The organism is Azospirillum sp. BE72, assembly GCF_031455875.1.
Classification (GTDB): domain Bacteria; phylum Pseudomonadota; class Alphaproteobacteria; order Azospirillales; family Azospirillaceae; genus Azospirillum.
Genome location: NZ_JAVDTO010000007.1, coordinates 92067 through 110583, shown reverse-complemented (window position 1 = coordinate 110583; position 18517 = coordinate 92067). Strand labels below are relative to the sequence as shown.

The following is an 18517-nucleotide window of genomic DNA, read 5'->3' as shown; positions in this document are numbered from 1 at the left end:
TTCCCGCCTAAGCACCTGCCCCCTCCCCCGCCCAGCGGGGGAGGGTTGGGGTGGGGGCAAGCCCCCGCTCCATCGCCGCGACCAGTTCGCGCTCCAGCGTCTCCGCCCGATGGGCCGCCGTATGCGCCGCCAGGATCCGCCGCCGCGCCTGTTCGCCGATCTCGCCTTCCCCGGCCGGGCGGCGCAGCACGTCAAGCACCTCTTCCGCCGTCTCGGCCAGGATGATCTCCCGCCCCGGCTCCAGCAGCGTGTCGATGCCGTCCCAGATGTCGGAGATGATCGGCGTGGCGCAGGCCGCCGCTTCGAACAGGCGGACGCTGGGGCTGTAGCCGGCGCGGATCATATCCTCGCGCGTCACGTTCAGCGTGAAGCGGCTCGCCGCGTAGAAGGCCGGATGGTCGGCCGGGGGCACATGGTGCAGCCGTTCCACATTGGCCGGCCAGACGATGTCGTCGGGATATTGCGGCCCGGCGACGACGAAGCGCAGGTCCGGCGCGCGGCGTGCCGGCTCCAGCAGCAGGCGGTCCAGCGTCGGCTGGCGGTCGATGCTGTAGGTGCCGAGATAGCTGAGATCCCAGCGCTTGGGAACCGGCATCGGCGCATAGGCCTCCGCATCCACCGAGCAATAGAGCGCCCGCGCGGCCGGCGAGCCGTACCGCTCCATCAGCCGGTCGAGCGTCGGCCCGCCGGTGAAGGAGAAGTACACGTCGTAGCCGGGGATGACCTCCGGGGCCAGATACTCGTAATCGCCGCGCTCCAGCTTCGCCAGCGTCACCGGCGTGTCGATGTCGTAGAAGGCGACGACACCGCGCGCCGTCTCCTGCGCCCAGCGCCCGGCCGCGACACCTTCGGGCACATAGGACCCGACCAGCACCGCGTCCGCCCCGGCGACGGCGACGGTGAAGCGCTTCAGATCCTCAAGGTCGCTGTAGAAGGCCAGTTCGCACCAGCCCGGATTCGGCAGGTCGCGATTGCTGGCGTACCAGGGAACGTCCCGCTCCAGGAACAGGATCTCGTGTCCGCGCGCGGCGAAGGATTTCAGCAGCGCGCGGAAGGTGGTGGCATGCCCGTTTCCCCAGGAAGAGGACAGGCTGAGCCCAAGGACGACCAGCTTCATGCCGCACTCCGTTCCCGGCGGGCGGCCAGCGCGCCGCGCAACAACTGGTCCACCTCGACCGCCCGGCGGGCATAGGTGTGGCCGTCCAGGATGCGGCGCCGCGCCGCCTCGCCGATGGCGCGGGAGCGGTCCGGCGTCAGCGCGCGCAGATGCTCGGTCACGTCCTGCCCGTCGCGGGCCACCAGCACCTCTTCGTCCGGGGCCAGGAACAGCTCCACCCCTTCCCAGGCGTCGGTGATCAGGCAGGCGCCGGCGCCCGCCGCCTCGAACACGCGGGTGGCGGGGGAGAAGCCGACCTCCGCCATGCTGTCGCGGGCGATGTTCAGCACCGCCTTGGCCGAGGTGTTGAAGGCGTTGTGATCGGCGGTGCCGACATGGCCGATGTGGGTGACGTTGGCCGGCAGGCCCTTGGTCTCCCAGCCGCTGCCGCCGATGATGTAGCGGGCGTCCGGATTGCGTGCCGCCGGCTCCAGGAAGAAGCGCTCCACCCGCGCCTCGCGGTCGGGCAGCCGGTTGCCGAGGAAGTTCAGGTCGGCCTTGAAGCGGTCCTGCGGCGGCACCGGATGGTGGGTCGACGGGTCCAGCGCGTTGTAGACCGGCCGGCAGACCGGCGCGCCCATCGCCTCATAGGCCGAAACCACCGGCGGTCCGCCGCCATAGGTCAGCACGAAATCCAGTTCCGGCAGGCGGCGGCGCAGCACGTGGTCGGGCGCCTGCCGCAACTCGGCCAGCGTGGCCGGGGCGTCCACGTCCCAATAGATGCGCAGGGCCTGCGGGTTGGCCGCATCCATCACGCCGTCCAGCAACTCGTCGTCGAAGACGCCGACGCCATTCGCCTTCACCACCACGTCGGCCTTGACCGCTTCGGCGATCACCGCGCGGCAGGCCTCGGGCGTGGCGTCATAGACGACGACCTTGGCATAGTCCGGCGGATCGATGTCGCGGTGCTTCTGGCGGTCAAAGGCGTCCGGCTCGTAGAAGGTGATGTCCCAGCCATGCGTGGCCAGTTCGCTCAACATGCCGCGGTAATAGGTGGCGGCGCCGTTCCAGTAGGAGGACAGCAGGCTCGACCCGTAAAAGGCCATCTTCATCGGGCGGACTCCTCAAGGACCGGTTCTTTTTCATTGCCGCGCAAGGCGCCGACGATGGTCAGCAGCTCATCGACGCGGTGGGCGCAGGTGTGGCGGGCGCGGATCGTCTCCAGCCCGTTGCGGACCAGCTCGGCACGCAGCCCCTCGTCCTCGCCGATGGCGCGCAGATGGCCCGCAACCTCCAAGCCGTCGCGTGCGAACAGGAAGTCGCGGCCGGGGCGGAACAGCCCCTCCGAATCGCTCCACGGCGCGCTGACCAGCGGGATGCCGCAGGCCAGCGCTTCGAACACGCGGATGGTCGGGATGCCCGGCAGCATGTCGACGTAGAAGCGGCGCGGCACATGGACGGTGACCCGATGGCGGGCGAAGATCTCCGGCGCGCGGGCGTTCGGCAGCCAGCCCTTGTAGGCAATGCCGTAACGCTTCAGCATCGCCAGGGCCTCGACCGGATAGCGCACGCCGTAGATCTCCAGCGGCAGCCCCGTCGCCTTGGCGGGCGCGAACAGGAAGCGCTCCAGCTCCTCCGTCCGCTCGCCGTCGCCCCAATTGCCGATCCACACCGCGCCGGCGCGTGGGGCCTCCTCCGCCGGCGGATGGAACAGCCGGATGTCGGCCGCCTCGTGCCAGACGAAGACCCGGCCCTCCCAGCCCCAGCGGCGGTAGACCGCCGCCAGCGTCTCGCCGAAGGCCAGCACGCCATCATAGCCGGACAGGTCGAAGGCATTGATCGCTTTGGGATCGCTGACCGCGCGGTGGTGGGTGTCGTGGAACAGCAGGGTGAAGCGCCCGCCGCGCCTGCGCGCCTCCCCGACCGCCGCGACCAGCGCCGGGTCGTTCCATTCATGGACGATCACCAGATCGGCGCCGTCGCAGCCGGCTTCCACATCGAAGCCCTTCGGCATCACCCGCGACGACAGCTCTGGATAGGCACTGCGGTAGGCGTACAGCCCGGCCTCGCCATGGTCGGCCAGCAGGTTCTGCAGGCTCCAGGCGCCTTCGGGTTCCAGCACCTGCACGTCATGGCCGCGGGCGATCAGGTCGCGCAGGACCCCGCGCAGGAAATGGGCGTTGCCGTGATTCCAGCAGGAGGCCAGCGAATGGGTGAAATAGACGATCCTCACGCGATCACCTCCGAACGCACGGGATGCGTCACCGACCAATAGACGTCGAGCATCCCGGCGGTGAGCCGGTCCATGTCATAGCGGGCGGCGCGGCGGCGGGCGGCGGTGCCGAGCCGCCGGGCCTCCAGTGGGTCGTCCAGCAGCCGGCGCAGGGTCGCGGCCAGCGCCCTGGCATCGCCCGGATCGGCGAAGATGGCGGTGCCGTCCCATAACTCGCGGAAGCTGGCGATGTCCGACAGCACCAGCGCGCAGCCGGCCTGCGCCGCCTCCAGCACCGTCAGCCCGAACGGCTCGTACAAGGGCAGCGAGGCGAAGACCGGCGCCCGCGCCATCCATCCGGCGACCGACGCGCCGTCCAGCCGGCCCAGTGCCTTGGCATGGGTCAGCCCGACGCGGTGCCCGGTCGGGCTTTCCAGCGGCCCGGCGGCGAAGACCGGCACGTCCAGCAGCTTGGCCGCCGCATCCAGCAGTTCGACGTTCTTGCCCGAATCCCACAGCCGCCCGGCGGTGAAGACGAAGCGTTCCCGCCCCATGGCGGCCCGCCGCGGCCCAGCCTTGCGGGCATAGCGCCCGTTGCGGACCACCACCGGCGGCGCCACGCCGTAGAGCGCCGCGGTCGCGTCGGCGAATGCGGCGCTGGGCGCCACCAGCACATCGCAGGCCTGATAGCCGCGGCGCAGCAGCTCGGTCCGCCAGCGGAAATCCTCCGGCATCTCGCCGCCGCGCACCGCCACCCACCAACTCGCCATGCAGGAATGGCAGACGCCGACGACCGGCATGGTGAAGCCGGCGTCGGCGGCCAAGGCCGGGCTGTTCAGATGCACGACATCGGGACCGAGCCGCGCGGCCAGATCGCCCAGCGCCTCCGCCGTGCGGCGCACCGCGGCTTCGTCGGGAGCGGTCCAGTCGAGCGCCAGCCCGGTGTCGATCAGTTCCAGCCCGTCCACCGCGGCGGCGGCGGCGACCTGATCGGGGTGGGGCGACGGCCCCAGCACCGCCAGCGTCACCCGCGTCCCCTGCCCCGCCAGTTCGCGCGCCAGATCCAGCGCATAGGTCCACACCCCGCCGACGCTGTCGGCCGTCATCAGCACATAGGGTGGTTCTGCAGGCGGCGGCTTCTTTTGGGCACTCGTCAGCGGCAGGAGCATGCCGCCTCCAGTTCCGTCAGCGGCAAAGGCTCGTCCTCCTGGATGTCGCTCAGGCGATCGAACTGGGCAAGGTAATGCTCGTGCGCCCGTTCCCACGCCCGGTCGTCCGGCTCGCCCCACAGGCGACGGTAATCGGGCGAGGCCGGATAGGGGTAGAGCGGCACCGGGTCGTTGGCCCACACCCCGGCGGCCAGCAGCTTCTCGCGCCAGGCCTTCACCATGTCGGCATCGTCGCCGGCCACCGCGATCAGGTTGGCCTGGACGAAGGGCACGCTGCGCCGGGCATGGATCAGCCGGTCGGCCAGATCGTCGGTGCTCATCCGGCATTTCTTGTCGAGCGAGGCGCGCCCCTCCTCGGTCAGGCTTTCCACCCCGGCCTCGATCGACACGCAGCCGGCCGCCCCCAGCAGGTCGAGCATCTCCGGCTTCCACAGGTCGATGCGCGTCTGCACGCCGAACTCGATCGGCCGTTCCACCAGCGCTTCCAGCAGGTCGCGCCGGGGCAGGAAGATCTCGTCGATGAAATAGACGTAGCGCACGCCGGCCGCGATCAGGCCATCAATCTCCTCCAGGATGATGGCGGTGTCGCGCCTCCGGTACTGGTCGCGGAAATCGATCTTGGCGCAGAAGCTGCAGTTGTAGGGGCAGCCGCGCGACGCCTCCACCTCCGCCCCCGGCCCCGGCCCGACCGGTGCGGTGCCGTAACGGTGATGGTGGTGCGGGTGGCGCTGCAGCCACTCCACCGGCCAGGACAGCGCCGGCAGGTCGGTGAAGCGCGCGGCATGCGGTCCGCCGGTCACCACCAGATCGCCGTCCCGGTAAAAGGCCAGCGACGGTATGTCGTCCAGCACCAAACCGTCCGCAAGTTTGGCGACGATCTCCTCGCACTCCCCGCGCACCACCAGATCGACGCCGAGCTTGCTCAACGTGGGCGCCGGGGTGGTGGAGCCGTGCGGGCCGACCGCGACGGTACGCCCGCCCCGGCCGTCGAGCGCTGCCAGGAATTCCTTCGGCACGCGCAGTTCCGGCTGGGCGCAGCGCCAGAACAGGTAGGTCGGCGCCGTGGTCAGCACGGTCATGTCGGCCGCGAATGCGGCGATCCGTTCCGCCATCTCCGCGTTCGACAGGCCGTCCAGCGCGCCGTCCAGCAGCAGCACCTCGTGCCCGGCCTGTTCCAGCAGCGCCTTGGCATATCCCAGCTCCAGCGGCAGATGCGCTTCGCGGCATCCGAAATAGATGCTGTGGTCGAAGCTCCAGGCCGGGTTGACCAGCGCAACCCTCATCAGGCGGCCTCCACCGACTGGGCGGCTTCCGACACGCCGCTCTTCTCCGCCCGCAGCCATTCGGCGAGCAGCGCCACGCCGCGCTTCCACTCCGTCGGCGCGGCCAGCCCCAGCGCGTCGCGGACCGCGCGGGTGTCCGACACGTAATAGCGCTGGTCGCCGGCCCGCCAGTCGCCGTAGCTGACCTCCACCTTGCGGCCCATCAGATACTCGATATGCGCGATCAGTTGGCGCAGGCTGATGGCGTTCCCCGCCCCGCCGCCGAGGTTGAAGGCGCGACCCTTCACCTGCTCGATCCGCTCCCAGGCGGAGACATAGGCCTGCACCGCATCGGCGGCGAACAGCACGTCGCGCACCTGCCGGCCGTCGCCGTAGATGGTGATCGGCTCGCCGTTCAGCGCGCGGATCAGGAAATGGGCGACCCAGCCCTGGTCCTCCGTCCCCATCTGGCGCGGGCCGTAGATGCAGCTCATCCGCAGCACGGCGGTCGGCAGGTCGAAGCTGCGGGCGTAATCCAGCACATACTGGTCCGCCGCGCCCTTGGAACAGCCATAGGGGGTGTGGAAGTCGAGCGGCCGGGCTTCCGACACGCCATGCGCGCGGATGGTGGGATCGACCGGCGCATAGGCGTCATCCACCAGTTCCAGAGGCACGTCGGCGAGGTCGCCATAGACCTTGTTGGTGCTGGCGAAGATCACCGGCGTGCGCCTGCCCTGATTCTGGCTGTGACGGCGGACCGCCTCCAGCAGGGACAGGGTGCCGCGGATGTTCACTTCGAAATCGTCGACCGGGTCGACCATGCTGGTGGTAACCGCGACCTGGGCGGCCAGATGGAACACCGCCTTGGCATCCCTGGCGGCGTCCGCCAGCGCCTGCTCGTCGCGCAGGTCGGCGGTGACGGCGCTGATGCGCGACGGGTGGCGGGCCTGCAGCCAGCGCAGGTTCCGCTCCACCCCCGGACGGCGCAGCGCATCATAGATCAGCACGTCATTCCCGTCCGACGCCAGCCGGTCGGCAAGGTTCGATCCGATGAAGCCGGCGCCGCCGGTGATGAGGACCGGATTCTTGGTTGCGCTCATGCCACCAGACCCCGCTCTTCCAGTTCGCGGCGGGCGTCGGCGACGCGGTCCTGCGCCTCCTGCCGGGCGACCCATTCCGCCAGTTCGGCCAGCCCTTCGGAGAAGCTCTCCTGCCGCTCATAGCCCAGCACGGTGCGGGCCTTGGTCAGGTCGGGGATGTTGTGGCGGATGTCGCCGGCGCGCGCCTTGCCGGTGATCTCCGGCGACAGGTCGGCGCGGCCCATCGAGGCGGCCTGCATCAGCGCCACCTCCTCCACCGTGCGTTCCTCGCCGGAGCCGATGTTGAACACCTCGCCGTTGGCCGCCGGGTTGTCCAGCGCCAGCAGGAAGGCGCGGGCCACGTCGCGGACATGGACGAAATCGCGGCGCTGCTGCCCGTCCTCGAAGATCATCGGGCGCTGGCCGTTGGCAATGCGCGAGGCGAAGATCGCCAGCACGCCGGTGTAGGGGTTCGACAGCGCCTGCCCCGGCCCGTAGGCGTTCCACAGGCGAAGCGCCGAGCCCTCCATCCCATACTGGGCGGTCAGCGTCAGGGTCAGCCGCTCCTGCACATATTTGCCGATGGCGTAGACCGACTTCAGCGCCGGGCGCTTGCTTTCCGGGGTGCGCACCGGCACCAGCGGCCGGCCCTGCTGGTCGAGCGGGTCCCAGGACCCATCGGGATTGCGGGCGCCCCGGACGACGTCCTCCATCAGCGTGCCGTCGGCGGTGCGGTACAAACCCTCGCCATAGATGCTCATGGACGAGGCGACGACGACGCGGCGCACCGGCTTATCGATCAGGCGCTGGAACAGGACGGCTGTGCCGTAGTCGTTCACCGAAGTGTAGCGGTCGACCGCATACATGCTCTGGCCGACGCCGACCTCCGCGGCGAGGTGGATCACCGAACCGACGCCTTCCAGCGCACGGGCGACCATCGCCTCGTCCCGCACGTCGCCGACCAGCAGTTCCACGTCGGCATCCAGTTCGTCGGGACGCTGCCGCGTCGGATGCACCTGTTCGATCAGACTGTCGAGCACCCGGACGCGGTCGCCGCGGGCAAGCAGGGCCTTGGCGACATGGCGGCCGATGAAGCCGGCTCCGCCAGTGACGAGAACGGTCTCTCCCACAAGTCCCTCCGAGGAATTTGATACGATTCTTGACGTTGACGTGCGGAAACAAGGGGCAGGGCCTGCGGATATCGACACCGCGAGCCCCCCGCTCGTTCCCGCAAGTTGCCCAGGGCGTCCTGTGCGGTTTTATTTGGCAGACGAATTGCAACTCTCCAGAGGAGCTGCAGCAGCTTCATTGCCGACGTTAACACCGGCTCCAAAAATTGCGCACCTCGTCCAAAAGGCTTGCTACCAACGACCGATCTTCCGATGATTCCTTTTCACGTCTACAAATATCCATGCTCCGTAAAGTGACGTGCATTTAAGGATGGGAGAGCTTCGTGACTGGGAAAAAGCTCCGGGTAGCAATCGCTGGCGTTGGAAATTGTGCATCATCTTTTGTGCAAGGGATATGCTATTATGCCGACGCTAAAGCCAATGAGCCGCCCCCGGGGCTTATGACTGTCGATCTTGGCGGCTATCACGTTGGAGACATCGAGATTTCTGCCGCCTTCGATGTTGCAGCCTCGAAAGTGGGGTTCGATGTCGGAGAGGCTATTTTCGCACCTCCTAATAATACTGTTCGCTTCGCCAAGCCCCCGCGCTTTGGCGTGCCGGTGGACCGCGGTCCGACGCTGGACGGCATCGGCAAATACCTGGCCGGCGACATCGCCGAATCGGAGCAGCGGCCGGTGAACGTGGCGGAAACCCTGCGCCGCACCGGCACCGACATCCTGGTCTCCTACCTGCCGGTCGGATCGCAGCAGGCCACGGAATTCTACGCCGAACAGGCGCTGGAGGCCGGCTGCGCCTTCGTCAACTGCATCCCGGTCTTCATCGCCTCCAACCCCGTCTGGGCGCGGCGCTTCGCCGAGCGCGGCCTGCCGATCATCGGCGACGACATCAAGAGCCAGGTCGGCGCCACCATCGTCCACCGCATGCTGGCCAACCTGTTCCGCGAGCGCGGTGTGCGGCTTGACCGCACCTATCAGCTGAATTTCGGCGGCAACACCGACTTCAAGAACATGCTGGAACGCGAGCGCCTGGAATCGAAGAAGATCTCCAAGACCCAGGCGGTCACCAGCCAGCTCGACGTGCCGCTCGACCCCGACGACGTGCATGTCGGCCCCAGCGACCATGTGCCGTGGCTGACCGACCGCAAATGGGCGCATATCCGGCTGGAAGGCACAACCTTCGGCGGCGTGCCGCTGAATGTGGAGCTGAAGCTTGAGGTCTGGGACAGCCCCAACTCCGCCGGCATCGTCATCGACGCGGTGCGCTGCGCCAAGCTGGCGCTCGACCGCGGCATCGCCGGCCCGCTGGTCGGCCCGTCCAGCTACTTCATGAAGTCGCCGCCCGAACAGTTCACCGACCACGAGGCACGGGAACGCACGCTGCGCTTCATCGCCGGGGAACCTCTTGAGACCAAGCCGACCCGCCTGATGTGAGCGGCGGCATGGAGACCATTTTCATCCTGGTGCGCCACGGTTCGCACGACCGGCTGGGCTCGGTCCTATGCGGCCGCATGGCCGGCGTGACGCTGAGCGCCCAGGGCCGGGCGGAGGCCGATTCGCTGGCCGACCGCCTGTCGTCACTGCGCCTGACCGCCGTGCTGTCCAGCCCGCTGGAGCGCGCCGTCGAGACCGCCACCCCAATCGCCGAGAGGCAGGGCTTGTCGCCGACCATCGAGCCGGCGCTGAACGAACTCGACCTCGGCGCCTGGAGCGGCAAGCGGTTCGAGGAGCTGCACGGCGACCCCGCCTGGGACCTGTGGAACCGGGCGCGCAGCCATGCCCGCCCCACTCCCGGTGAGACTCCAGGTGAGTCGATGGCGGAGGCGCAGGTGCGGATCGCGGCCCTGCTCGACCGGCTGCGCTGCGCCCATCCCGGCGGCACGCTGGCGCTGGTCAGCCATGGCGACGTCATCAAGGCGGCGCTGGCCCACGCCATGGGGCTGCCGCTCGACTTCTACGGACGATTCGAAATCAGCCCGGCCTCCCGCAGCGTCCTGATCGCCGGCGATTGGGGGCTGAAGGTCCACAGCATCAACGAGGGTGCGGCATGACGAGCCTGACGGCCGACCAGATCCGCGAACGCGTCGCAGAACTCGGCGACTGGTTCCACAACATCGACCTCAACGGCGTGCGCACGGCGCCCGATCATTTCCTCAACGACTACCCGAACGTGAAGTGGAAGCGCTTCGAGCATGCGGTGCCGAAGGATCTGACCGGCCGCACCGTGCTCGACATCGGCTGCAACGGCGGTTTCTACTCCATCGAGATGAAGCGTCGCGGCGCCGACCGGGTGGTCGCCATCGACTTCGACGACCGCTATCTGGCCCAGGCGAAATTCGCCGCCGAGGTGACCGGCCAGGACATCGAATTCCACAAGATGTCGGTCTACGACGTCGCCAAGCTCGGCGAGAGTTTCGATGTCGTGCTGTTCATGGGCGTGCTCTATCACCTGCGCCACCCGCTGCTGGCGCTGGACCTGATCCACGACCATGTCGCCAAGGATTTGATGATCTTCCAGTCGATGCAGCGCGGCTCGGCCGAGGTGGCGCCGGTGCGCGCCGACTACGACTTCTTCGAACAGGATCACTTCGACGATCCCGGCTATCCGAAGCTGCATTTCATCGAACACGACTACGCCCGCGACTGGACCAACTGGTGGGCGCCGAACGCCGCCTGCGCCGAGGCCATGCTGCGCAGCGCCGGCTTCGCCATCGTCGAGCATCCGGAACGCGAGGTCTATGTCTGCCGCCGGGTCGACCGCCCGACGGAGGCGGGGGCCGTCTATCCCGCCCAGCCAAAAGAAGACGCCGTGAAGAAAGGGACCGTGGGATGATCGAAGCCGCCAAGATCTGGAACGAGCCGAACAACAAGTCGCACTGGGATCCCAACCTCGACCCCGAATGGGACCTGTTCGCCCGCATGACCGTCCTGGCCGGACAGGCGATCCGGGCGGAGAATTCCACCATCACCCGCGTTCTGGGCGGCATGTCGCCCATCGATCCGTCCTTCGTCCGCCGGCTCGACGAGCGCGGCGTGCTGGACGAGGTGGATGTCGTGGCGGTCCACGGCTTCCCGCTCGACTGGAATCTCTGGCAGATCCACGAGTGGCCGAACAAGATCGACGAGATCCGCGCCGTCACCAACAAGCCGATCTGGGTGACGGAGGCCGGCGTGTCCTCCTTCGGCGCCGAGGAGGTGCAGGCCTGGGGCGTCAAGCGCACCGCGGAGCTGCTGATCGGCAAGGTGCCGCGCATCCACTGGTACAGCCTGTATGACCTGCCCAGTCATTGGGAGGCCACAACCCGCCACAAGGAGGCGGAGGGGTCGTCCTACTACCGCCATTTCCACATGGGCCTGCTGCGCGCCGACGGCACGCCGAAACCGGCGGTGGAGGCCTTCGCGCCTTATGCCGGGCAGATGGGCATCTGCCAGTGGTTCCATTTCGAGGACCACCGGCTTGACGAGGCGGTGGGCTGGCTGAAACGGCTGGGCGTCCGCCACCTGCGCACCGGCCTGTCCTGGGCCGACAGCTTCCGCCCCAACGCGCTCGACTGGTTCGACCGCCAGATGGAGGCTCTGGCCGATTTCGAGGTCACCGTCACCTTCTGCTTCACCCCCGAACACCGGGGCGTCGAACCCCACCACACCAGCCCGCCCCAGGTGGCGGAGGAGTTCGCGGAGTTCTGCGCCGCCATGATCCGACGCTACGGCACCACGCGGACGGCCGACACGGCGGCGTCGATGGCGGCGGTGGGGTAAGCCGCAAAGCGTCGGGATAGCGCGCAGAACCGTCAAAAGCGGTTCCGATGGAGCAATCACCCGGCCGGGCATCTCCATAGGATCGGTGCAGTCCAGCGCCACCACGGAGATGCCCCATGACGGCTCGCCTTCGCGCGGCGGCGGTCGCCCTTTTGTTGTGGACCGGCTCGGCCTATGCGGCCGATCCGCCGCCGCTGACCAACACCCGCTTCGACGAGGACTACCGCTATCTGCTGTCGCCCCAGGCACGGTCCGGTGCCGGTTGGGAGCGGTTCAAGGCCATCCCGGTCACGTCGGACGGCTTCGCCTCGCTGTCCTCCGGGCTGGAGCTGCGCCTGCGCGGCGAGGCGGTCCGCAACAGCGGCTGGGGCCAGGACGAGACGCGCAACGACGCCTATGGGCTGTGGCGCGCCCTGCCCTACGCCGACCTGCGTTTCGGAGAAAGCCTCCGCCTGTTCGGCCAGCTGATCATGGCCGACACGGTGGGCAAGCTGGACCCGCTTGCCCCGCCGGATGCCGACCGCATAGACCTGATGCAGGGATTCGCCGACCTGAATGCCCCTTTGGGCGATGCCCAGGGCACGTTGCGCGTCGGCCGCCAGATGCTGGCCTATGGTTCGGAACGGCTGATCTCCATCCGCTACGGTGCCAACGTCCCCCGCTCCTTCGACGCGGTGAAGGGCATCGTCACCGCCGGCCCCTGGCGGGTCGACGCCTTCCTCGGCCGCCCGATCCAGCCGGCGCCGGAGCTGTTCGACGACGGCCGCGACGCCCGCCGCTCCGCCTGGGCGCTCTACGCCACGCGACCGCTCGATCTGGAGTGGACCGACAGCGCCGGGCTCGACGCCTATTACATCGGCTACCGCAACCGCCGCGCCGGCTTCGACGCGGGTGCTGCACGCGAACTGCGCCACACGGTCGGTTTGCGCGCCTTCGGCAAGGCCGCCGGCTGGGACTGGAACTGGGAGGCCATGGGCCAGTTCGGCCGCTTCGGCAGCGGATCGATCCGGGCCTGGTCGCTCGCCACCGACACCGGCTACCGCTTCACCACCCTGCCGCTGCAACCGCGCCTCGGCCTGAAGGCCAACATCGCCAGTGGCGACGGCAATCCCCGCGACGACCGGCTGGAGACCTTCAATCCCCTGTTCCCGCGCGCCAAGTATTTCGGCGAACTGACGCCGGTCGGCCCCTACAACCTGATGAACCTGCACCCATCGCTGGACCTCGCCTTGTCCGACGAATTCAGCCTGGCCGCCTCAGCCATTGCCTTTTGGCGCGAGAGCCTGGCCGACGGCGTGTACGACCTGACCGGCGGTCTTCTGCGCTCCGGAACCGGATCGCGGGCACGCTATGTCGGCACCCAGGGCGAACTGGTGCTGTCCTACAGCTCCGGCCGATCCTTCGAAGGGCTGATCTCCTACTCGGCATTCCGTCCCGGTCCCTTCCTGAAGGACAGCGGCCCGGCGAAGACCATCCATTTCGCAGGCATGGAAGCCGCCTTCAAATTCTAAAAAGCGGGAGCCCCGCACCCGGAATGCGGTCTGGCGCGTTCAGACTATCGAAGAACAACAAAACGGATCCGGACGGAAGGCCGATGGACAAACCGGCGGAGCGGCGGCTTCAGGACAGGCGGCGGGCGAAGCCTTCCCCGCGCAAGGGGAAGCTGCTGCATGTCCGCTCCGGCCTGTCGGCGGAAAAGACGCTGCTGGTGCGCATCGGGATCGTCATCGTCCTGATCACGCTGGTCATCGCGGTGTTCTGGTTCGACCGCGACGGGCTGAAGGACCAGATCGACGGCAACATCAGTTTCCCCGACGTTCTCTACTTCGCCATGATCACGGTGACCACCGTCGGCTATGGCGACATCGTGCCGGTCAGCCACACTGCCCGCCTGATCGACGCCTTCGCCGTCACGCCGATCCGCATCTTCATCTGGTTCATCTTTCTCGGCACCGCCTACGAGCTGGTGGTGCAGAGGATCGTGGAGGAATTCCGATTGAGCCGCATTCAGAAGCAGTTGCAGGGGCACATCGTGCTGTGCGGCTTCGGGCACAGCGGGTTCATCGCCGCGCAGGAGACGGTCTCGAAGGGCCATCCCGCCGACCACATCGTCGTCATCGACGAATCGGAGGAGCGCATCCAACTGGCGGCCGAATGCGGCTTCATCGGCCTGCTCGGCGACGGCACCAGCGAGGACACGCTGACCAAGGCCTGCGTGGGCCGGGCGAAGGCGGTGATCGTCAGCACCGGGCGGGACGACACCACCGTCCTGGTGGTCCTGACCGTGCGCCACCTGTCCGCCGACACCAAGATCGTCGCCAGCATCAAGCAGGAGGAGAACATCAAGCTCGCCAATCTCAGCGGCGCCGACCTCGTGGTGTCGCCGCCCAAGATCGGCGGCTATCTGATGGCCGACGCGGTGGAGACGCGGCACGCCACCCCCTTCCTGTGCGACCTGATGTCGACCGGCGGGCAGATGGTGCTGAGCGAACGGCGGGCGGAAGCGGACGAGGTCGGCAAAACCATGGCGGAGGTCTCCGCCGGCATGGTCGTCCAGGTCCACAGCCACGGCCGGGATATCCCCTTCACCGAGCGCAACCGCTACATCATCCAGGCGCAGGACACGCTGCTGATCATCAGCCCGCCGCAGTCCGTCGGCAAGGAGGCCCGGCCGTAGGCGTCCTCACCCTGGCATAGCCTTGGAGCATCGCCTTGGGGCTTCACCTCGGGCTTTCACCTTGGGCCTTCGGGGGGCTTCACGCCCCATTGCGACGGCCCGGCTGCGGGGCGCCGCCGAGGCGCACGGCCTGACCCATCAGTTCGACGACAACCGTGCGCAGGTCGGTCGCGGCAACGGGCTTGTGAAGAAGGCGGTATCCTCCCGCCTGGGCTTCGGCCAGCCGTTCCGGCGCCGTATCGCCCGTCACGATCGCCGCCGGGATCCGTCTGCCGAGCCGGGCATGCACGGCACGGATCACATCCAGCCCGGTCTCGCCGTCGCGCAGCCGGTAATCGGCCAGCAGGATGTCGGGCGGGTGGTCGTCCAGCACCCCGATCGCCTCGTTGCGGCAGGATCCGGTCAGCACCCGGTATCCCCAGGTCTCGATCATCGCCTGCATCCCGGCCCGAACCAGTTCCTCGTCGTCGACCACAAGGACGACGCCGCTGCATTCCTCCGGCGCGACCGCCTCGCTCCGACAGGGAGAGGCGCCGCCGGCCTCGATCAGCGGCACCGTGACGGCGAAGGTCGATCCGCGTCCGGGGATCGACCGGACCTCCACCTCATGTCCCAGCAGGCGCGCCAGCCGCCGAACCACCGCAAGCCCCAGGCCCAGCCCCTTGTCGCGGTCGCGCTCGGGGTTGCCGACCTGGAAGAACTCCTCGAATACTTCCTGCTGACGGTCCGGCGCGATGCCGATGCCGGTGTCGGCCACCTCGATGCGCAACTGACCGTCGCGCCGCCGGCACCCGACGAGCACCCCGCCCCGCTCCGTGTAGCGCAGGGCATTCTCCACCAGATTGCGCAGAATGCGCTCCAGCAGCACCGGGTCGCTCTGCACCACCGTGCCGCAGCCGCTCGTCCGGAACCGCAGTCCCTGTTCCGCCGCGCGCAGGGTGTATTCGTCGGCCAGGCGCTGGATGATGGGGGCGATCGGCATCGCCACCGGGTTGGCCGTCACCAGCCCGGCATCCAGCTTCGAGACGTCGAGCAGCCCATCGAGCAGCATGCGCAAGCCGTCCATCGACTGCTCCATGGAGCGGAGAATGCGCATCCCCGGAGTTCCTTCGACATGGCCCTGCAGCGCCCCCATGAACAGGACCAGCGACTGCACCGGCTGGCGCAGGTCGTGGCTGGCCGAGGCAAGGAACTTGGACTTCGCCACATTCGCCCGCTCGGCTTCCGACTTGGCCGTGCGCAGCCTGTCCTCGAAGCGCTTGCGCTCGGTGATGTCGCGGGCGATGCCGACGACGCCGACGACATGCCCATCGGAGTCCCGCAGGGGTGCCTTGGTCGTCAGGCAGAAGCGTATCTGTCCGCTTGTGCAGTCGAGGATCTCCTCCTCCAGCACCACGATCTCGCCGGTCTCGATCACCTGCCGGTCGACCGCCTCGATATGGGAAGCGAGTTTGGGCGGGTAGAAATCCCGGTCGCGCGCGCCCAGCACCCGGTCGCGGCCGGCACCGAACAGGCGGCAGGTGGCGTCGTTGACCACGAGGAACCGCCCGTCCGCCCCCTTCACGAACACCGGGTCGGTGATGCCCTCGATCAGCGTCCCCAGCAGCCTGTTGGTCTGCTGAAGAGTCTGCTCGATCATCCGGCGCTGGGTGATGTCGCGCATGATGCCGGTGAAGAAGCGCTGCTCGCCGTCCCACCATTCGGCGATCGCGAGTTCCAGCGGAAACTGCGTTCCGTCCCGCCGCCACCCCTCCACCTCGCGCCCCGAACCGATGATCCGGGGAATCCCGGTTCGCAGGTAGTGGCCGATATACTCCTTGTGCCGGGACCGGTCGGGCTCCGGCATCAGTTCCGACACGTTGCGCCCGACCATGTCCTCGGCGGCGTAACCGAAGATGCGCTCGGCGGCAGCATTGAAGGACTGCATCACGCCGGCTTCGTCGATCACCACCATCGCGTCCACGGCGGTTTCCACCACGGCGCGATACCGGGTTTCAGCCCTTTCCGTGGCGGCGCGGGCCTGCCGTTCCGCCTGCTCAGCCGCCTCGGCCGCGCGTTGCGCCGCGCGCATTTCCAATTCGTGCATGACGATGCGGGCGAATTCCGCCAGATCGCTCTGCTCCTGCTCGCCGAAATCATGCCGCGGCTCATAGTCGATGAGGCAGAAGGTTCCCAGCAGCAGCCCCTCCGGCGTCCTCAGCGGCGACCCGGCATAGAAGCGGATGAACGGCTCTCCGGTGACGAGGTCGTTATGGGCGAACCGCTCGTCCGCCATGGTGTCGTGCACCACCATCGTGCGGTCTTCGAGGATCGTGTAGGCGCAGAAGGACAGCCGGCGGGCGGTGTGCTGGACATGGAAGCCGTAGCGCGCCTTGAACCATTGGCGGCTTTCGTCGACCAGGCTGACCAAGGCGGTCGGCACATGGAAGAAGCGGGCGGCAAGCTTGGTCAGCCGGTCGAAGACCGGGTCCGGCGGCGTGTCGAGGATGCAATATCCCTTCAGCCGGTCGATGCGGGCCGGTTCGTTGAGAGGCCATGGCGGCTCAACGAAGGTCACCGGCAGACCCGCGGGGCCAATGCCCAAAGGAATGACGCCTCACACTGCGGTTTGGACATCCCAACGGCAACCGCATCAAGGGCTCTGCTGGCATCGGGATCGACGTGGCGCACGACCGCTCTCCATAGCCGGAACGACAGCTGCCACCCTGCATCGAGCCATGCACAGGGATGGCGACATCGGCTACTGGACCAACAGAACGGCTCTCCACAATGTTCCTGTTGCTGACAATCTCTTATACTTACAGTCAGGGGCCGCCGTCCCCGTCGTCGCGGGAACGGCGGCCCGAAAGGGCTCACACGGCGCCGATGCCGACTCAGCCCCCCACTCAGCCCTTGTAATGCCGACCGAAGCGGTTGTTCAGGAAGGCGTCCAGCGGCACCTGTTCCTGCCGGATGAAGCCGGCCTGCGGGATGGAGCCCTCGCGCAGCAGGTCCAGCACGGCGCAGATGCCGGCGGCGGTGGTCACCTGGATGGCGCTCCAGGTGCGGCCGGCGATGGGCTTGCTGTAGATCTTGGTGGCGAAGGTCTCCTGCCGCAATTCGCCCTCCTGCATGCCGGTGGCGGTCGCCAGCACCAGCACCACGTCCTGCAGGGTCAGCGGCACCGCGGTCTCCAGCACGTCCTTCAGCAGGTGGCGTCGCTCGCCCAGCCGCAGGTCGCGGATCAGCAGGCGGACGATGTCGCGGTGGCCGGGATAGCGCACCGTCTTGTAATCGAGGTTCCGCACCTTGCCGGCCAGCGTCTCGCACAGGGAGCCCAGCCCGCCCGAGGTGTTGAACGCCTCGTAATCGACGCCGTCCAACGCAAAGCGCTCGTCGCCCTCCAGCGGCATCACCTCGTGCGGACGGCCGTCGATGATGGCCTCGCACGGGTTGCAGTATTCGTTGATCAGCCCGTCGGTGCTCCAGGTCAGATTGTATTTCAGGGCGTTGGTCGGGTATTGCGGCAGGGCGCCGACCCGGAGATGCAGGTTGTGCAACTCGTCGAAACGCCGGGCCAGATCATGCCCGACGATGGAGATGAAGCCGGGCGCCAGGCCGCATTGCGGGATCAGCGCGGTGTCGGCGGTCTCCGCCAGCATCTTCACCTTGCGGGTGGCGGCGACATCCTCGGTCAGGTCCAGGTAATGGGCGCCGGCCGCGACGGCGGCGGTGGCGATGGCCGGGGTCAGCGTGAAGGGGCAGGCGCTCAGCACCGCATGCTGGCCGGCCATGGCGGCACGCAGGGAGTGCGGATCCTCCACATCGACCCGCGTCACCCGCAGCCCGGCACGCTCGGCGCGGTACAGCAGCGCCTCGTCCCGGTCGCCGATGGTGACGGCGAAATCGTCGGTCTCGGACAGCAGCGTGCCGATCATCGACCCGATCTTGCCCGCACCCAGAACCAGAACCTTCATCGTTGCCATGTCTCCCGCTCCTCTGTTCTGCCGTGTCCCGTGTTGGCGAGCCGCGCTGACCATTTGGCTCGCACACAAAAGGTGTCGGCGGATGCGGCCAGGCAGAACCGGGCAATGCGCCGGGAGCGCCGGAGATTTCCGTTGGAATGACGGGATGTCCGTTGAAATGACGGACGCGCTT

The 18517-nt window shown here is 68.1% G+C and carries 15 protein-coding genes; 6 read left to right on the top strand and 9 right to left on the bottom strand.

Going from position 1 to position 18517, the window contains the following annotated elements; genetic code table 11:
* Positions 1-7: 7 nt before the first annotated feature.
* The 7 genes from J2Y49_RS18890 to J2Y49_RS18860 are packed head-to-tail and all read right to left on the bottom strand — an operon-like array spanning position 8 to position 7948.
* A complete protein-coding gene (locus J2Y49_RS18890; protein WP_310116416.1) occupies positions 8-1117 on the bottom strand; it encodes a glycosyltransferase in 1110 nt (369 codons plus the stop codon).
* The gene (locus tag J2Y49_RS18885; protein ID WP_310116415.1) at positions 1114-2208 is read right to left on the bottom strand and encodes a glycosyltransferase; all 1095 of its coding nucleotides are present in this window, start codon (positions 2206-2208) and stop codon (positions 1114-1116) included. The genes J2Y49_RS18890 and J2Y49_RS18885 overlap by 4 nt, the downstream gene beginning before the upstream one ends.
* Positions 2205-3329 (bottom strand): glycosyltransferase, encoded by a 1125-nt coding sequence (locus J2Y49_RS18880; protein WP_310116414.1) that lies wholly within the window; start codon positions 3327-3329, stop codon positions 2205-2207. The genes J2Y49_RS18885 and J2Y49_RS18880 overlap by 4 nt, the downstream gene beginning before the upstream one ends.
* Positions 3326-4477: a glycosyltransferase family 4 protein gene (locus J2Y49_RS18875; protein WP_310116413.1), complete on the bottom strand. Its 1152-nt coding sequence runs from the start codon at positions 4475-4477 to the stop codon at positions 3326-3328. The genes J2Y49_RS18880 and J2Y49_RS18875 overlap by 4 nt, the downstream gene beginning before the upstream one ends.
* Positions 4462-5760 (bottom strand): TIGR04295 family B12-binding domain-containing radical SAM protein, encoded by a 1299-nt coding sequence (locus tag J2Y49_RS18870; RefSeq protein WP_310116412.1) that lies wholly within the window; start codon positions 5758-5760, stop codon positions 4462-4464. The genes J2Y49_RS18875 and J2Y49_RS18870 overlap by 16 nt, the downstream gene beginning before the upstream one ends.
* A complete protein-coding gene (locus J2Y49_RS18865) occupies positions 5760-6839 on the bottom strand; it encodes an SDR family NAD(P)-dependent oxidoreductase (RefSeq protein ID WP_310116410.1) in 1080 nt (359 codons plus the stop codon). Before J2Y49_RS18865 ends, J2Y49_RS18870 begins: the two co-directional genes overlap by 1 nt.
* Positions 6836-7948, bottom strand: a complete 1113-nt coding sequence (locus J2Y49_RS18860; RefSeq protein ID WP_310116409.1) for an SDR family NAD(P)-dependent oxidoreductase — start codon at positions 7946-7948, stop codon at positions 6836-6838. The genes J2Y49_RS18865 and J2Y49_RS18860 overlap by 4 nt, the downstream gene beginning before the upstream one ends.
* A gap of 440 nt (positions 7949-8388) precedes the next feature.
* Between J2Y49_RS18860 and J2Y49_RS18855 the strand changes: the two genes are divergently transcribed.
* The 6 genes from J2Y49_RS18855 to J2Y49_RS18830 all read left to right on the top strand — a co-directional run bounded on the left by J2Y49_RS18855 (position 8389) and on the right by J2Y49_RS18830 (position 14380).
* A complete protein-coding gene (locus tag J2Y49_RS18855) occupies positions 8389-9378 on the top strand; it encodes an inositol-3-phosphate synthase (protein WP_409017871.1) in 990 nt (329 codons plus the stop codon).
* Between the two features lie 8 nt (positions 9379-9386).
* Positions 9387-9995 (top strand): histidine phosphatase family protein, encoded by a 609-nt coding sequence (locus J2Y49_RS18850; RefSeq protein WP_310116407.1) that lies wholly within the window; start codon positions 9387-9389, stop codon positions 9993-9995.
* Entirely contained in the window at positions 9992-10777 is a 786-nt protein-coding gene (locus tag J2Y49_RS18845; protein ID WP_310116405.1) for a TIGR04290 family methyltransferase, read from the top strand. Before J2Y49_RS18850 ends, J2Y49_RS18845 begins: the two co-directional genes overlap by 4 nt.
* The gene (locus tag J2Y49_RS18840; RefSeq protein ID WP_310116404.1) at positions 10774-11703 is read left to right on the top strand and encodes a beta-xylosidase; all 930 of its coding nucleotides are present in this window, start codon (positions 10774-10776) and stop codon (positions 11701-11703) included. The genes J2Y49_RS18845 and J2Y49_RS18840 overlap by 4 nt, the downstream gene beginning before the upstream one ends.
* Before the next feature lie 116 nt (positions 11704-11819).
* The gene (locus J2Y49_RS18835) at positions 11820-13214 is read left to right on the top strand and encodes an alginate export family protein (RefSeq protein WP_310116403.1); all 1395 of its coding nucleotides are present in this window, start codon (positions 11820-11822) and stop codon (positions 13212-13214) included.
* An 83-nt stretch (positions 13215-13297) separates the two neighbouring features.
* Complete coding sequence (locus tag J2Y49_RS18830; protein ID WP_310116402.1) at positions 13298-14380, top strand: NAD-binding protein; 1083 nt, start codon at positions 13298-13300, stop codon at positions 14378-14380.
* A 79-nt stretch (positions 14381-14459) separates the two neighbouring features.
* On the opposite strand, the gene J2Y49_RS18825 is transcribed toward J2Y49_RS18830, so the two are convergent.
* Positions 14460-16937 carry a PAS domain S-box protein gene (locus J2Y49_RS18825; protein WP_310116401.1) on the bottom strand — a complete coding sequence of 826 codons (2478 nt, stop codon included), beginning with the start codon at positions 16935-16937 and terminating at the stop codon, positions 14460-14462.
* A 328-nt stretch (positions 16938-17265) separates the two neighbouring features.
* Complete coding sequence (locus J2Y49_RS18820; RefSeq protein ID WP_310116400.1) at positions 17266-18345, bottom strand: saccharopine dehydrogenase C-terminal domain-containing protein; 1080 nt, start codon at positions 18343-18345, stop codon at positions 17266-17268.
* Positions 18346-18517: the final 172 nt, after the last annotated feature.

Excerpts from the sequence above, each read along its gene's own strand:
- J2Y49_RS18840 (WP_310116404.1), top strand. The coding sequence starts at position 10,774 with ATGATCGAAGCCGCCAAGATCTGGAACGAGCCGAACAACAAGTCGCAC.
- J2Y49_RS18870 (WP_310116412.1), bottom strand. The coding sequence starts at position 5,760 with ATGAGGGTTGCGCTGGTCAACCCGGCCTGGAGCTTCGACCACAGCATC.
- J2Y49_RS18845 (WP_310116405.1), top strand. The coding sequence starts at position 9,992 with ATGACGAGCCTGACGGCCGACCAGATCCGCGAACGCGTCGCAGAACTC.
- J2Y49_RS18850 (WP_310116407.1), top strand. The coding sequence starts at position 9,387 with ATGGAGACCATTTTCATCCTGGTGCGCCACGGTTCGCACGACCGGCTG.
- J2Y49_RS18875 (WP_310116413.1), bottom strand. The coding sequence starts at position 4,477 with ATGCTCCTGCCGCTGACGAGTGCCCAAAAGAAGCCGCCGCCTGCAGAA.
- J2Y49_RS18830 (WP_310116402.1), top strand. The coding sequence starts at position 13,298 with ATGGACAAACCGGCGGAGCGGCGGCTTCAGGACAGGCGGCGGGCGAAG.
- J2Y49_RS18890 (WP_310116416.1), bottom strand. The coding sequence starts at position 1,117 with ATGAAGCTGGTCGTCCTTGGGCTCAGCCTGTCCTCTTCCTGGGGAAAC.
- J2Y49_RS18885 (WP_310116415.1), bottom strand. The coding sequence starts at position 2,208 with ATGAAGATGGCCTTTTACGGGTCGAGCCTGCTGTCCTCCTACTGGAAC.
- J2Y49_RS18865 (WP_310116410.1), bottom strand. The coding sequence starts at position 6,839 with ATGAGCGCAACCAAGAATCCGGTCCTCATCACCGGCGGCGCCGGCTTC.
- J2Y49_RS18820 (WP_310116400.1), bottom strand. The coding sequence starts at position 18,345 with ATGGCAACGATGAAGGTTCTGGTTCTGGGTGCGGGCAAGATCGGGTCG.
- J2Y49_RS18855 (WP_409017871.1), top strand. The coding sequence starts at position 8,389 with ATGACTGTCGATCTTGGCGGCTATCACGTTGGAGACATCGAGATTTCT.
- J2Y49_RS18835 (WP_310116403.1), top strand. The coding sequence starts at position 11,820 with ATGACGGCTCGCCTTCGCGCGGCGGCGGTCGCCCTTTTGTTGTGGACC.